A 14,149-nucleotide genomic window follows, 5' to 3' on the forward strand; every position below is an offset into this window, starting at 1 on the left:
GACCACCGCGACCGGCAAGAGCTGCTTCAACAATCGCATGACGAATCCTTCATGAAATTCCCTTAGCGAGATTCCGCAGCCCAGCGCCACGGCGACACGGAAAACGCTAGAGATACACCCGCCGGAAATCGTCACCGTGCGGTGGACACTCGCTTGTAGCTCGCACGGGGGACAAGCGATCCCCGCGAGTGTCCACCGTGTGGTGACGATCCGGAGGGCCTCGAGGCCATAGCGTTATCGACATCGCCGATCGCTGATTAATCGCCAAATGGAGGACGTTATGATTCGCAATATCAAGGCATCCGCTGTGATCGCGCTAAGCTGCGCGGTGGCAGGAGCGGGACTTACCGGCTGCAAGTCCGACTCGAATACGGCTCCGTCGGCATTCCACAGTGCCGGCGCGCACAAAAGCGATAAGCCCTTGCCATCGGGGACCGAGAAGATCAAGGTCGAGGGCCGGTCGGTGAACGTGTCCTGCTCGGGCAGCGCGGCGAAGGGCAGGCCGGTCATCGTCCTGCTGGCCGGGCTCGGCGACGGGTTGGAGAAGATGGCCGGCCTCCAGAAGACCCTGAGCGAGAACAACCGGGTCTGCTCCTACGACCGCCTCGGCGAAGGCGCGAGCGACCAGCCGGACGGCCCGCAGACCTTCGCCGACACCGGGAAAATCCTGACCGGGGTGATCGACCGGGTCGCCGGCCACCGTCCCGTCGTCCTGGCCGCTCACTCACTGGGCGGGATGATCGCCGCCCGATACGCCCCCGCCCACCGCCGCGAGGTCAAGGGCCTGGTCCTGATGGACGCCACCTCACCGACCTCGGTCGCCGACATCTCCTCCGGGATCCCGGAGTCCGCCACCGGCACCGCGGCCCAGTTGCGGGCGCAGACCCTCGCGGTCGACAAGGGGCAGAACCCGGAGAAGCTCGTCATCACCGACGGGAAGGTGCGCTCCGCCGGAAACATCCCGGTAGAGGTGATCAAGCACGGTAAGCAGTACCTCGCCGCGGCCGTTCCCGAGTACGGGCAGCGCCTGGAGCAGTTGTGGACCGCTGGCGAGCGCAAGTGGCTCGCCGTCTCCCACCGCAGCAGGCTGAGCACCGCCACCCAGAGCGAGCACTACATCTACGTCGACCAGCCCGACGTCGCCGTCCACGCCATCCAGCGCGTCGTCTCGCAGGTCGCACGTTAGGGCGGGCGATCGGCCGACTCTTCGAGTCCTCCCTTCGGTAACGGATCTCGTGCGGATGGCGCTGTAGGCGATGTGCGGCGGTTACCCCTGAACCGCCGCACCTCCGGCCGCCTCGGGGTTACCTCGTAGCCCCGGGGCGGCCTTTCCGTAGCAAGAGGCGACCCGACCCGTGCTCGCCGGCGCCCGTCCGGGGGAAGGGCGGTTGAAAGGCTCCGCCTCCCCGGTAACGGATCCGGAAGGGCCGGCGGTGTAGAGGGATGGTGACATCGCGCGGCCCCACTTGCGGGGCCGCCGCGCAAAGCCCGCCCGCCCCGGGATCCAGACGCCCATCTCCCGGGGCGGGCGGCGGTTCGGCCCAAGCCCGGTGGCCGTGCCTGGTCACCCACCCAGCATCGCGAAAGGAGCCATCCCAGATTGGCGCGCACTCGGGTTACCGCACTCGCGGCCGTCCCCCCGGCCGTCGCCTCGTCGGAACGACGTGGCGCGAGGCGATGAGCGCCGCGCAGCTCACCGGTGCGGCCCTGGTCCTGGCCGGCCTGTTCGGCCTTGCGTTGTCCATCCGGCACGTGATCGGCGGCCGCCGTACGAGCCGAAAGCGCCGGCGGCCTTCGCACCGCCGTCGCTGAGCCGTACGGCCCCGTCCCACACCGCCGCGCGGAGGCCCGGCGTCGGCGGCGACCGGACCGGCGCGACGAGGGTGACCGCGACGCTCCACACCCCAGATCGGTGCACATTCGGCACACACATGCCTTTCCGGGGGAAATGCCGCATCATTGCGCGGGTGAGTCATGCCGAGGAACTGCATCCCCCGCCCTGGCTGGCCGCCGACCGCACCGGCGCCGAGCACGAGCCCGACGCCCTCCTGCGAGCCGCGCGAGAAGGGGACGAAGACGCGTTCCGCACGCTGTACCGGCAGATCCACCCCCGGCTGCTGCGCTACGTACGGACCCTGGTCGGCGACGACGCCGAAGACGTCACCTCCGAGGCATGGCTCCACATCGCACGCGACATCGCCATCTTCGAGGGCGACATCAACGGCTTCCGCGGCTGGACCGCGACCATCGCACGCCACCGCGCGCTCGACCACCTCCGCCACCGCAAACGCCGCCCCGTGGCGCACACCCCCGTCGACGAGCTCCCCGAGCAGACCGCACCCGAGGACACCGAGACGACGGCCCTGAACTCACTGTCCACCGAGGCCGCCCTCGCGCTCATCGCACGCCTCCCCCACGACCAGGCCGAGATCATCATCCTGCGCGTCGTCGTCGGCCTGGACGCCAAGACCGTCGCCAAGATCATCGGCAAACGCCCCGGCGCCGTACGCACCGCCGCCCACCGCGGCCTGCGCCGCCTCGAGCACCTCATCAACGACCTGGAGCCCCCGCGATGAACGACGACTCCGGCCTCGATCCCGACACCGCCGAACGGATGCTCCGCGGAGAACCCACCGGCCCTCCCCGTCTCGCCCGGCTGCTCACCGCCGCCTCGGCCCCTCCGCAGACCGGACCGGCCGAGGGCGAACGGGCGGCCCTCGCCGCGTACCGCGCGGCCCGGCTCGGCCGCCGGGCACGGCGAGGACGACGGATCCCCGCTCTGCTCAGCCTCAAGGCGATCCTGATCGGACTCGCGCTCCTCCTCACCGGCGGCGTCGCCGTGGCCGCGACCGCGCATCACCTCGCCGCCCCGCCGAGAGACCGGCGGCCCCATCGCACCAGGACGGCGGACACGTCCACGACGTCCCTGACCCGCGACACACCACGACGATCCGTACACCCGACCGCCCGGCGGCCGGCCCCGCGGCCCGCGCACCCCGCGCCTCCCCGTCCACGGCCGACGCCGCACCAGAAGAACAAGACGCACCCCATCAACACCCCGAAAGGCAAGGCGAAGGGAAATCCTCACAAAGGCGCGCCGGGTGCCTGACCACGGCCTCCGCCGGCCTCAGAACGTCTCGTCGAGGCTCACCGTCCCCTCGACGGCGACCTGGTAGGCCGACACCCGGCGTTCGAAGAAGTTCGACAGCTCCTGCACGTCCTGGAGCTCCATGAACGCGAACGGGTTCTCCGTGCCGTACCGGATCGGCATGCCGAGGCGGGCGAGGCGCTGGTCGGCGACGTTCTCCAGATAGGCGCGCATGTCGATGGCGCTCATGCCGGGCAGGCCCTCGCCGCACAGGTCGCGGGCGAAGGCCAGCTCGGCGGCGACGGCCTCCTCCAGCATCGCCGTCACCTGCCCGGTCAGCTCCTCGTCGAACAGCTCCGGCTCTTCGGCGCGTACGGTGTCCACGACGCTGAAGGCGAACTCCATGTGCATGGACTCGTCGCGGAAGACCCAGTTCGTACCCGAGGCCAGGCCGTTCAGCAGCCCGCGGGAACGCAGCCAGTACACGTAGGCGAAGGCGCCGTAGAAGAACAGGCCCTCGATGCACGCGGCGAAGCAGATCAGGTTGAGCAGGAACGCCCGACGGTCCGCCTTGGTGCGCAGCTCCCGCAGCTCGCCGATCGAGTCGATCCAGCGGAAGCAGAACTCCGCCTTGTCGCGGATCGAGGGGATGTTCTCCACGGCGGCGAACGCCCTGGCCCGCTCGTCGTGGTCGGGCAGGTAGGTGTCGAGCAGGGTCAGGTAGAACTGGACGTGCACGGCCTCCTCGAACAGCTGCCGCGACAGGTACAGGCGTGCCTCGGGCGCGTTGAGGTGGGCGTACAGGTTCAGCACCAGGTTGTTCGCCACGATGGTGTCACCGGTGGCGAAGAACGCGACCAGCCGGTTCACCAGGTGCAGTTCCTCGGGCGTCAGCCGGGCCAGGTCGGCGAGGTCGGAGTGCAGGTCCACCTCCTCCACCGTCCAGGTGTTGCGGATCGCCGCGCGGAACCGGTCGTAGAAGTCCGGATAGCGCATCGGCCGCAGCGTCAGATCCATCCCCGGGTCCAGCAAGCTCGTGCGGCCTCCTTCGTCGGAGGAGTGATCCAGAGACACTGTGCTTTCGATTCGCTCGCTGCGCTCGCTCATTGGCACGCCTCGCAGGTCTCGGGGTTCTCCAGGGAGCAGGCGACCGCTTCGGCCACCGGGGTCACGGTCGTCTGGGCGATACGCGTCGCCGGGCGTGACCGCAGGTAGTAGGTGGTCTTCAGGCCCGAGCGCCACGCGTAGGCGTACATCGAGGACAGCTTGCCGATGGTCGGGCTCGCCATGAACAGGTTCAGCGACTGGGCCTGGTCCACGTACGGCGTCCGGGCGGCGGCCAGGTCGATCAGCGCCTTCTGCGGGAGTTCCCACGCGGTCCGGTACAGGGCGCGCAGGTCGCCGGGGAGCTCCTCGATCCCCTGCACCGAGCCGTCGGCGCGCTTGATCGCGTCGCGGACCCGCGGCGTCCACAGTCCCCGCTTCTTCAGGTCCGCCACCAGGTAGGTGTTGATCTGCAGGAACTCCCCCGACAGCGTCTCGCGTTTGAAGACGTTGGACACCTGCGGCTCGATGCACTCGAAGCAGCCCGCGATGGAGGCGATGGTCGCGGTCGGCGCGATCGCCACCAGCAGCGAGTTGCGCAGCCCGACCTGCCCGATCCGGGCGCGCAGCGCGTCCCACTCGGCGGCGTGCACCGGCGCGGCGTCCGGCCAGTGGTCCGGGTGCAGGACGCCGCGAGCGGCGCGGGTCCGGCCGTACTCGGGATGTGGGCCGTACGTGGCCGCCAGCGCCGCCGACTCCCCGTACGCCGCGAGCGCGATCTCCTCGGCGATGCGGGTGGACAGGGCCAGCGCCTCGGCCGAGTCGAAGGGCAGCCGGAGCCGGAAGAACACGTCCGCCAGACCCATCACGCCGAGCCCGACCGGCCGCCACCGCCGGTTCGCGTTCGCGGCCTCCGGCGTCGGGTAGAGGCCGCGGTCGATCGTACGGTCCAGGAACCGCACCGCCGTACGGGCCGTCGCCTGCAGACCCGCCCAGTCGACCCCGTCGTCGGTCAGGTGCGCGGCGAGGTTGATCGAGCCGAGGTTGCACACCGCGGTCTGGGAGTCGTCGGTGACCTCCAGGATCTCGGTGCACAGGTTCGACAGGTGCACCACGTTGCCGGGCTCGGCGGTCTGGTTGCAGGCGCGGTTGGCCGCGTCCTTGAACGTCATCCAGCCGTTGCCGGTCTGCGCGAGGGTGCGCATCATCGCGCCGTACAGCCGCCGCGCCGGGATTTGGCGCACGGACCGGCCGTCGGCCTCGGCCGCCCGGTACGCCCGGTCGAACTCCTCGCCCCACAGGTCGACCAGCTCCGGCACCTCCTTCGGGTCGAACAGCGACCACACCTCATCGGCCTCGACCCGGCGCATGAACTCATCCGGCACCCAGTTGGCCAGGTTGAGGTTGTGCGTACGCCGCGCGTCCTCGCCGGTGTTGTCGCGCAGTTCGAGGAACTCCTCGACGTCGGCGTGCCAGGGTTCGAGGTAGACGCACGCGGCGCCCTTGCGCCGCCCGCCCTGGTTGACGGCGGCGACCGACGCGTCCAGGGTCCGCAGCCACGGCACGATCCCGTTCGAGTGCCCGTTCGTGCCCCGGATCAGCGATCCCCGGCTGCGGACCCGGCTCCAGGAGATCCCGATCCCGCCCGCGTACTTGCTGAGCCGCGCGACCTGCCCGTACCGCTCGTAGATCGCCTCCAGCTCGTCGCGCGGTGAGTCGAGCAGGAAGCAGGAGGACAGCTGCGGGCGGGCGGCGCCGGAGTTGAACAGCGTCGGCGAGCTCGGCAGGTACGCCAGCCGCGACATCAGCCCGTACAGCTCGGCGGCCTCCCCCACGTTCTCGGCCAGTCCGCACGCCACGCGCAGGAAGAAGTGCTGGGGCCGCTCCAGCACCCGCCGCGTCGTCGGATGCCGCAGCAGGTACCGGTCATAGACCGTACGCAGCCCGAAGTAGGTGAACCGGTCGTCCGCGCCGTGGTCCACCAGGGCGTCCAGCGCCGCCGCCTCGCGCGCGACGAACCCGGCGGTCTCCTCGTTCAGCAGCCCCTGCTCATAGGCCGCCGCGATGGACTCGGTGAACGTCACCGGCCCGGTCTCCTCGGCGATCGACCGGGCCAGCAGGCGCGCCGCCACCGTCGAGTAGGCAGGGTCGGTGATCACCAGCGCGGCGGCCCGTCGTACGGCCTCGGCCAGGTCGCCGGCGTCGCCGACGCGGAGCGGGTCGGCGTCCGGCAGACCGGCGCAGGCACGCTCGATCTCCACGGCGAGCGTGCGCTCCGGATCGCCGTCCGACGCGGGCGGCGCGATGAGCTGTTGTGTCACGTGCTCTCTTCCTCGCGAGCTTCTTTCACTGGGTTCCCTCTGGCACCGATTGCCGCAGAGGCAACAGGCACACAAGGAACACGAGAACCATACATGTAGTGGCATCCACACCACAGCACCCCTAGATGTTGGGTGCGTCATCGCTGTGCCCCTGTACGCGGGCATGCCGAAGACTCCCGGCGGCCGACCTGCCGGGAGTCTTCTCGCTCGGGCCTTATGCCGTGGCCGGTGCCTCCACGGACCGGGGTTCACCGGCCGCACGGGCGAGCAGGCGTTCGGCCATCGGCGCGAAGCACAGGCCGATCGCGGCCCACATGATCGCCTGGGCGGCCACCGAGTACAGGCGGAAGGAGAACAGCAAGACCGCCAGGACCAGGAACGCGATGGAGAACCCGACCATCAGCAGGTACAGGCCGCCCCGCGCGCGGATCGTCTCCTCGTGGCCGATCGCGGGCGGGTTGGCCGGGTACTTGACGAAGGGGATCAGGTAGAAGCCCAGGAAGCCGCCGAGGGCGACCAGCAGCGCCAGCGTCCGTGGCCGCAGGTTCCCGGTGCGGCCGCAGGCCAGCAGGTAGGCCACCACGTACAGGCCGCCCATCGCGGCACCGAACACGATGACGCCGGCGCCGATCCCCACGTTGGCCTGGACCGTACGGCTGAAGAGGTCCGACCCCGCGGCCTCGGGGGTGATGCCCGCCGCCCTGTCGAGCAGGGCCTGGGCGGCGTCGCGCCCGCTCTCGTAGTCGATGGCCGCCTGGATCTGCGGCTCGGCGAAGATCCGGGCGAAGACGAACGCCAGGATCCCTCCGATCGCGCCAACGAGCAGCCCACGCACGATGAATCGCCGTTCCACGGCGTACTCCTTCGGGTGCGGTGTCGCGGGATCAGTGGCAGGGGAACCCGAGGAAGTGACGCGCGTCGTGCACGAACTCGTGGATGTACATGTTGTCGCCGAACACCGAGGTGGCGCCCTGGTCGACGCCGATGAAGTAGTACGCGGCCAGGCAGAGCAGCACGGTGCCGAACAGCCACAGAGCGGCCCGGGCGCCCGGCACGACGAGGGGTGTCGTACGGGTGGTGGGCAGCGTCGAGGTGGTCATCGCAAGAGCCTCCTAAAGGGATCCGGCGTCCCTGTCACGGGTGGAGCGCTTCTGACGGCGGAGGGTCTGACTTCCCGGCCCGTGGGCCGGATCACAGTGGCGCGACCGCGCCGGATTTGCACCGGCTTCCTCTTACCATCACGTTCGTCCGGAGCGTACGACCGGCGTTCCGGACCGTCAACATCGCGGGAGGTCGCACCCCATGGCCGTTCGTCTCTGCTGGTCACCCACGCGGCCACCGCCGCGACCCGGCAGGCCCGCTTTCCCGGTGACGACGAACCGCTCGACCCGCGCGGGGCCGAGACGGCGACCGCCGGTCAGGGAGTGCTGCGCCGCCTGGCCGTGCCTCCTAGGGCGTGTCTCAGCCCGCGGTGGCGTCGTCGCCCCAGACGCCGGTGACCAGGCGGATGTAGTGGCCGGCGGGCGGCAGGCCGGGGTCCGGTGCGGCGCCGAGCATGGCCAGGGACAGGTGGGCGTGCGTCTCGGCGACTTCGGCGAGGGCGTGCCGGCCGCCCGAGGTGTACCAGTTGGCGACGCCGCTGCACATCTGCAGCAGGGCGAGCCGTGCCACCGAGGGGTCCGGGACCTGGAACGTGCCGGCCGCCTGGCCCTTCTCGATGACCGATTCCCACAGGTCCTCGTACTCGTCGCGGAGCGCGACGATCGGACGGCGGCGCTCCGGCGAGAGCGCGCGCAGCTCGGTGTCGACCACGAGCGTTTCGGACCGCCGCAGAGCGTGAGCCACGACGTGGGTCTGCACCAGGCCGTTCATCGCGGCCACCGGTGAGGGTGACTCCGTCAGGACCTGGCCCGCCGCGGTGAGCAGCCGGTCCAGGCTCGTCTGCATGATGTCGACGAGCAGGTCTTCCTTGGTCCCCATGTAGTGGTAGAGCGTCGCCGAGGACAGGCCGGCCGCGTCGGCCAGCTCACGGATGCCCGTCCCGTGGAAGCCCTTGGCGGCGAACAGCGCCACCGCGGCGGCGCGGACCCGGCCGTCGGGCTGGGGCGGCCGGCTCACCGGACGTTCCACCGGTAGCGGGTCCAGCCGCCGACGGGCTCGGCGCCGATGCTCCGGTAGAAGCTCTCCGCCGCGTCGTTGCCGTGCGCGACGTCCCATTCGAGGCGGCCGCGGGTCAGCGACCGCAGGGCGGACAGCAGCTCGCGGCCGAGGCCGTACCGCCGGTACTCGGGTTTGATGTACAGGTCGTCCAGCCAGATGCCGGGCCGGGTGTCCCAGGAGGAGAACGTCGGGTACCACAGCGCGAACCCGGCGACGGCGTCCGGTTCGTCCGGCGGCGAGGCGATGTGGGCCCAGGCGACCGGATGCTCCCCGAACAGCGCCTCGTAGGTCTCCTGCCGGTCCAGCCGCACCCGGTCGGCGACGCCTTCGTGCGCGGCGTGGGCCAGCAGCAGGGCGCAGATCTCCTCGAAGTCGGCGGGTTCCGCGGGTCGTACGGGCATCAGACCTCCTCGAGCCGTCCGCCGACGAGGGTGGCCAGCACGCGGATGCCGGCGATGTCCTCGGTGGCGGTGGACGTGGGATCCGCGGACAGTACGGCGAGGTCCGCGAGCTTGCCGGGGGTGATGCTGCCCTTGCGGCGCTCCTCGAACGCGGCGCGGGCCGAACCGAGTGTGTAGGCGTGCAGCGCCTCCAGGGGGGTGACTCCCTCCTCGGGAACGAACGGCCGGCCGCTCTCGGTCCGGCGGCCGACCATGGCGCGCATGCCGAGGAGCGGAGCCCCGCGTACGACGGGCCGGTCGGAGCTGCCGGGGACGACGAGCCCGGCGTCCAGGAGGGAACGGTGTCGGTAACACCAGCGCACGCGCTCCTCTCCGAGCGCCGCGCGCATGCCGTCGCCGATCTGGCCCACGAAGGTGTGCTGGGGCACCGGGATGACGCCCAGCTCGGCGAGGCGGGCGACCTGACCGGGGCCGGCCACCCCGCAGTGTTCGATGCGATGCCGGGGATCGGGGCGCGGGAACCGGGTCTGCGCCTCCTCGAAGGCGTCCAGGACCAGGTCGATGGCGCGGTCGCCGATGGCGTGCGCGGCCACCTGCCAGCCCGCCGCGTGCGCGCCGACGATGCGTTCCCGCAGCTCTTCGGCGGGGAGCTGGAAGTAGCCGCGGTTGCCGGGCTGGTCGGCGTAGTCGTCGTGCATCGCCGCGGTCCGTCCGATGAGCGAGCCGTCGGCGAACACCTTCACCGCCCCGAGCCGCAGCCGGTCGTCGCCGAACCCGGTACGCAACCCCAGGTCGAGCCCGAGCGCGCCCGGGGCTCCCTCGATCGGGTGGGTGGAGTCGCCGGTGACCATCAGGCGTACCCGGACGCCGAGTGCGCCGCCGTCGAGGGCGTCCTGATAGGCGGCGGCCTCGGTCGGTGAATGGCCGATCCAGCCCAGCCCGATACCGGCCTCGGTGCAGGACGTGATGCCCTCGGCGCGGTAGCGCTCGCTCGCGGCGGCGATGGCCTGAACGAGCTGCTCGCGCGGCAGCGGGTACCGCAGGTCGCGGACGAGCTGCTGGGCCGCCTCCTCCAGGAGCCCGGTGTCGGGGTGGACGACGCCGCCGTCCGGCGGCCGGTCGCCGATCTCACGCAGCAGCCGGCCGCCCACCACCGACATGTGCGCGGAGGTGTGCCGCAGCCAGACCAGGTGGTCGGGTGCCACGGCGTCCAGGCGGTCGCGGTGCGGGTGGCCGCCGAGCTTGTTCTGGTCGTAGCCGGAGCCGATGATCCAGGTGCCCGGCGGCTGGCTGCGAGCGCGCTCGGCGACCGCGTCGTACACCTGCTCCAGGGTGTGCATCGGCGGGGTGGACAGGTCGAGCTCGGTCAGTGAGAGACCGAACAGGATCATGTGGTTGTGCGCGTCGTCGAAGCCGGGCACGACCGTCGCTCCGGCCAGGTCGACGACGTCGGCGGCGGTGACGCCGTCCAGCTCGTCGTCGAGGGCCACGATCCGGCCGTGGTGGATGCCGATACGCCGGGCCGAGGGACGGGCCGGGTCGACCGTGACGGCCGACAGGTTCGTCAGGATGGTGTCGATGCGCATCAGGTCACGTACCTCTCGGCGAGCGCACGGAACCACGGGCCCCACGGCTCGGCGCCCGAAGAGCCGATCTTGACGATGGTGCGCCGGCCGGTCGCGAACTCCGGCGCCCCGGCGGGGCTCGCGCAGCGGAAGCGGTGGACCGCGCTGGTGGTGCCGACCCGGTCGAGCCACAGCTCGACGCGCATCGCACCCGGCGCCACGACCGGGGCGTGGAACTCGATGGCGAACGCGCGTACGGCGTACCGCAGGTCCTCGTGCCGGTCCTCCAGGCGCCGCCAGCCCATGCCCTCGGCCTCGTTCCAGGCCGACAGGGCCCGCTCGACGTGGACGGCGAAGCGGCTGTTGTGCAGGGTTCCGTTGGGGTCCATCTCGTCGAAGAAGACCGGGCTGTCCCACGCGAAGTGGGCCTTTTCGCTCATGTGTCCTCCTCCTTGACCAGACGTACCCGCCCGCTCATGCGCGTCGCCCGGTCGTAGGCGCCGGCGGCCTCGCGGGGCAGCGCGCCCTTGGCCACGCGCTGGGAGGCCGTCATCGGCAGTTCGTCGCGCAGCTCCCAGTAGCGCGGGACCTTGAAGTAGGCCAGGCGCTCGTCGCAGTAGGCGGCCAGCTCGGCGGCCGAGACCGTGCCGTCGGTGGCGACGTACGCCTTGGCCTCCTCGCCCCGCAGTTCGTCGGGGACCGGCACCAGCGCCGCGGCGCGGACGGCCGGATGCCGCAGCAGGACCTCTTCGACCTCGGTGGCGGAGATGTTCTCCCCGCTGCGCCGGATCATGTCCTTGAGCCGCCCGGTGTAGTAGACCCGGCCCTGCTCGTCCATCCGGCCCAGGTCACCGGTGTGGAACCAGCCGCGGCGGAACGCACGCGCGGTCGCCTCCTCATGGCCGAGGTAGCCGTCCATGAGGCCGATCCCGCGCAGGACGATCTCGCCGACCGAGCCGCGTTCGACCGGCTCGTCGGCCGGGTCGACGATGCGGACGTCGCGGTGCGCCAGCGGCCGTCCGATACAGCCGGTGCCGACGGTCTCGTCGTGGTCGTCCGGCTCGACCCGCAGGTCGGCCCCGGTCTCGGTCATGCCGAACGCCTCGTACCAGGGCACGCCCCAGCGCTCCTCCAGCTCGCGGTGGAGCGTGGGCGGGATCGCCGAGCACTGGATCGCGCGCACCGCGTGGTCGCGGTCGCGCGGGTCGGACGGCATCCGCAGCAGCAGCGCCGGCATCATGCCGAGGCAGTAGAAGTAGGTCACGCCGTACTCACGGACCTTCGCCCAGAAGGCGGCGGGGTGGAACCGGTCCAGCACGACCAGGTGGGCGCCGGAACGCAGCCCGGCCAGGACGTTCCACTGCGGGTCGATGTAGGAGAACGGCTGGCAGGTGAGCATGACGTCGTTCTCCCCCAGGTGAGGGAAGGCCGTCACCATGCTGTCGGCCAGCGCCGTCCAGTAGCGGTGCGAGAGCAGGCAGCCCTTGGGCAGGCCGGTGGTGCCGGAGGTGTACTGGATGTTGAGCAGGTCCTCGGGCCGGCTGCGGTCCAGCGGAGCCTCCGCCTCCGGCGTCGGGTCGCCGAGGTAGTGGACCGGTACGCCGAGCCGGTCGGCCAGCTCGGCGTGTGCGCCGGTGGTGACCAGCAGCTTCGCCCCCGAGTCGGTCAGCACGTGCCCGGCGTCGTGCGAGCGGTAGTTGAGGTTGACCGGGACCAGGGTCGCGCCGAGGCGGGCCAGGGCCAGCCACAGCAGCGGGAAGTCCGGGATGTTCGGCAGGAGTGCCGCCACCCGGTCCCGGCGCCGTACGCCCAGCCCCGCGAGCGTCCGGGCGAGGGCGGCGCTGCGGTCGGCGACCTGTCCGAAGGTGAGCGACTCCCCGGTCTGGTCGAAGGTCCACGCCGTACGGTCGGGCCGGCGTTCGGCGGCCCGCACTACCAGTGTCGCGACATCCGTGATCGTCATCGGCCGCGCCACTCCTCCTGAGCCCGGTCCGCCTCACCGGCGTACTCGGTGAGCTGCGCGTCGGCGACCTCGCGGGCGAACGCGTCCTCGACCGTGCCGTCGATGCCCTGGTCGATGGCGTGCTTGGCCAGGGCGAGGGCGTACGGCGGCTTGGCGGCCAGGTCGGCGGCGACTTCCAGCGCGGCCCGCTCGTGCTCGCCGTCAGGGACGACCCGGGCGACCAGCCCGTACCGGGCGGCCTCCGCGGCGCCGAAGTGCTCGCCGAGCAGGATGAGCTCCTTGGCCTTGAGCGCGCCGACGGCGGACGTGAGCAGCCGGGAGATCCCACCCGTCACGCTCAGCCCGACTCCGACCTCCGGGAAGCCGAACCTGGCGTTCTCGGCGGCCACCACCAGGTCGCAGCCCAGGGCGAACTCACAGCCCGCGCCCAGGGCGTACCCGTGCACCGCCGCGACCACCGGGAACGGAGCGCGCCGGATCTCCCGCGTGACCTCCTGGATGCGGTCCAGGCGCTCGCGGCTCGCCCCGGCCTCCAGGACCGGTGCCTCGGCCTTCAGATCATGGCCCGAGCAGAACGCCCGGCCGTTGCCGGCCAGCACGGCGGCCCGTACCCGCTCCGCCCGCGCCCGCGCCAGGGCGCGTACGAGCTGGTCCACCAGTTCGGGGACCACGGCGTTGAGCCGGTGCGGGCGGTTGAGCCGGATCCGCGCGACGCCGTCTTCGACGGCGAACTCCACCACAGACGTCACCGCGTCCCCCCGTGCTCTGACCGGCGCAAAGGCCTCTATCGATCGATCGATAGGCTATGCGGGGCCCTCGTCGGGCGTCAACGAGACCGGCGGCGCAGCAGATAGGTGTCCATGATCCAGCCCTTGCGGCGCCTGGCCTCCGCGCGCAGCGACACGATCCGATCGGCGACCTCGGACACCGGGCCCGACACGAGGATCTCGTCCGGGGTGCCCAGATAGGCGCCCCAGAAGATCTCGGCATCGGGCTCGGTCAGCTCGGCGAAGGCGGTGTGGGCGTCGAGCATCACTACCACGTCGTCCGCGCCGGCCGGCCACCCTCGCGCGAGGCGCCGGCCCGTCGTGATCTGCACCGCCCCGCCGACCTGGTTGAGTCCGGTTCCGTGCCGCGCCGCGAGGGCCGAGACGCTGCTGATACCGGGGACGACCTCGATCTCGAACGGCAGGTCGCCGCGCTCACGGACGTCGGCGAGGATCGCCAGGGTGCTGTCGTACAAAGCCGGGTCGCCCCACACCAGGAACGCGCCGGTCTCCCCGTCTTCCAGGTTGTCCGCGATCAGCCGCGCGCAGACGTCGGCGCGGCGGCGGCGCCAGTCGTCCACGGCCTCGGTGTACGCGGAGGCCGTACGGTCGCGATCCGGGTCACGCCCCCACACCATCCGGTAGTCGCGATCGCGCACGTACCGGTCGAGGATCTCCTGCCGGAGGTCGGTCAGCTCCTGCTTGACCGCGCCCTTGTCGAGCACGAAGAACACGTCGACGCGGTTGAGAGCGTTCACGGCCTGCACGGTCACCTGCTCGGGATCCCCCGCGCCGATGCCGATCACGATGATCTGCCTCATGCCGCTCAGTGTGTCGGTT

The 14,149-nt window shown here is 71.3% G+C and carries 15 protein-coding genes and 1 riboswitch; of the genes, 4 read left to right on the plus strand and 11 right to left on the minus strand.

Annotated elements, in window-relative coordinates; all coding sequences use genetic code 11:
• Nucleotides 1-421 precede the first annotated feature (421 nt).
• From ABEA10_RS27360 to ABEA10_RS27375, 4 genes are all read left to right on the plus strand, one after another.
• Nucleotides 422-1,186: an alpha/beta fold hydrolase gene (locus tag ABEA10_RS27360; protein ID WP_345468820.1), complete on the plus strand. Its 765-nt coding sequence runs from the start codon at nt 422-424 to the stop codon at nt 1,184-1,186.
• Between the two features lie 491 nt (nt 1,187-1,677).
• Nucleotides 1,678-1,812 (plus strand): hypothetical protein, encoded by a 135-nt coding sequence (locus ABEA10_RS27365; RefSeq protein ID WP_345468821.1) that lies wholly within the window; start codon nt 1,678-1,680, stop codon nt 1,810-1,812.
• Between the two features lie 155 nt (nt 1,813-1,967).
• Complete coding sequence (locus tag ABEA10_RS27370) at nt 1,968-2,576, plus strand: RNA polymerase sigma factor (RefSeq protein ID WP_345468822.1); 609 nt, start codon at nt 1,968-1,970, stop codon at nt 2,574-2,576.
• Nucleotides 2,573-3,109, plus strand: coding sequence for a hypothetical protein (locus tag ABEA10_RS27375; protein ID WP_345468823.1), 537 nt, complete (start codon nt 2,573-2,575; stop codon nt 3,107-3,109). The genes ABEA10_RS27370 and ABEA10_RS27375 overlap by 4 nt, the downstream gene beginning before the upstream one ends.
• Nucleotides 3,110-3,127: 18 nt before the next feature.
• On the opposite strand, the gene ABEA10_RS27380 is transcribed toward ABEA10_RS27375, so the two are convergent.
• From ABEA10_RS27380 to cobF, 11 genes are all read right to left on the minus strand, one after another.
• Nucleotides 3,128-4,120, minus strand: coding sequence for a ribonucleotide-diphosphate reductase subunit beta (locus ABEA10_RS27380; RefSeq protein WP_345468824.1), 993 nt, complete (start codon nt 4,118-4,120; stop codon nt 3,128-3,130).
• 71 nt (nt 4,121-4,191) lie between these two features.
• Nucleotides 4,192-6,453 (minus strand): ribonucleoside-diphosphate reductase subunit alpha, encoded by a 2,262-nt coding sequence (locus tag ABEA10_RS27385; RefSeq protein WP_345468826.1) that lies wholly within the window; start codon nt 6,451-6,453, stop codon nt 4,192-4,194.
• Nucleotides 6,454-6,667: 214 nt separating this feature from the next.
• Entirely contained in the window at nt 6,668-7,306 is a 639-nt protein-coding gene (locus ABEA10_RS27390) for a CbtA family protein (RefSeq protein WP_345468828.1), read from the minus strand.
• A gap of 31 nt (nt 7,307-7,337) precedes the next feature.
• A complete protein-coding gene (locus tag ABEA10_RS27395) occupies nt 7,338-7,553 on the minus strand; it encodes a CbtB domain-containing protein (RefSeq protein ID WP_345468830.1) in 216 nt (71 codons plus the stop codon).
• Between the two features lie 39 nt (nt 7,554-7,592).
• A riboswitch (cobalamin riboswitch) is annotated at nt 7,593-7,747 on the minus strand.
• 167 nt (nt 7,748-7,914) lie between these two features.
• Nucleotides 7,915-8,571, minus strand: coding sequence for a TetR/AcrR family transcriptional regulator (locus ABEA10_RS27400; RefSeq protein WP_345468831.1), 657 nt, complete (start codon nt 8,569-8,571; stop codon nt 7,915-7,917).
• Nucleotides 8,568-9,014 (minus strand): GNAT family N-acetyltransferase, encoded by a 447-nt coding sequence (locus tag ABEA10_RS27405; protein WP_345468833.1) that lies wholly within the window; start codon nt 9,012-9,014, stop codon nt 8,568-8,570. Before ABEA10_RS27405 ends, ABEA10_RS27400 begins: the two co-directional genes overlap by 4 nt.
• Nucleotides 9,014-10,600, minus strand: a complete 1,587-nt coding sequence (locus ABEA10_RS27410) for an amidohydrolase (protein WP_345468834.1) — start codon at nt 10,598-10,600, stop codon at nt 9,014-9,016. The genes ABEA10_RS27405 and ABEA10_RS27410 overlap by 1 nt, the downstream gene beginning before the upstream one ends.
• Nucleotides 10,600-11,019, minus strand: a complete 420-nt coding sequence (locus tag ABEA10_RS27415) for an acyl-CoA thioesterase (protein WP_345468836.1) — start codon at nt 11,017-11,019, stop codon at nt 10,600-10,602. Before ABEA10_RS27415 ends, ABEA10_RS27410 begins: the two co-directional genes overlap by 1 nt.
• Nucleotides 11,016-12,542, minus strand: coding sequence for an AMP-binding protein (locus tag ABEA10_RS27420; RefSeq protein ID WP_345468837.1), 1,527 nt, complete (start codon nt 12,540-12,542; stop codon nt 11,016-11,018). The genes ABEA10_RS27415 and ABEA10_RS27420 overlap by 4 nt, the downstream gene beginning before the upstream one ends.
• Nucleotides 12,539-13,291: an enoyl-CoA hydratase/isomerase family protein gene (locus ABEA10_RS27425; protein ID WP_345468839.1), complete on the minus strand. Its 753-nt coding sequence runs from the start codon at nt 13,289-13,291 to the stop codon at nt 12,539-12,541. Before ABEA10_RS27425 ends, ABEA10_RS27420 begins: the two co-directional genes overlap by 4 nt.
• Nucleotides 13,292-13,368: 77 nt before the next feature.
• The gene (gene cobF, locus ABEA10_RS27430) at nt 13,369-14,130 is read right to left on the minus strand and encodes a precorrin-6A synthase (deacetylating) (protein ID WP_345468841.1); all 762 of its coding nucleotides are present in this window, start codon (nt 14,128-14,130) and stop codon (nt 13,369-13,371) included.
• Between the last annotated feature and the right edge of the window lie 19 nt (nt 14,131-14,149).

It is taken from the genome of Actinoallomurus oryzae, assembly GCF_039541955.1.
GTDB classification, from domain to species: Bacteria; Actinomycetota; Actinomycetes; order Streptosporangiales; family Streptosporangiaceae; genus Actinoallomurus; species Actinoallomurus oryzae.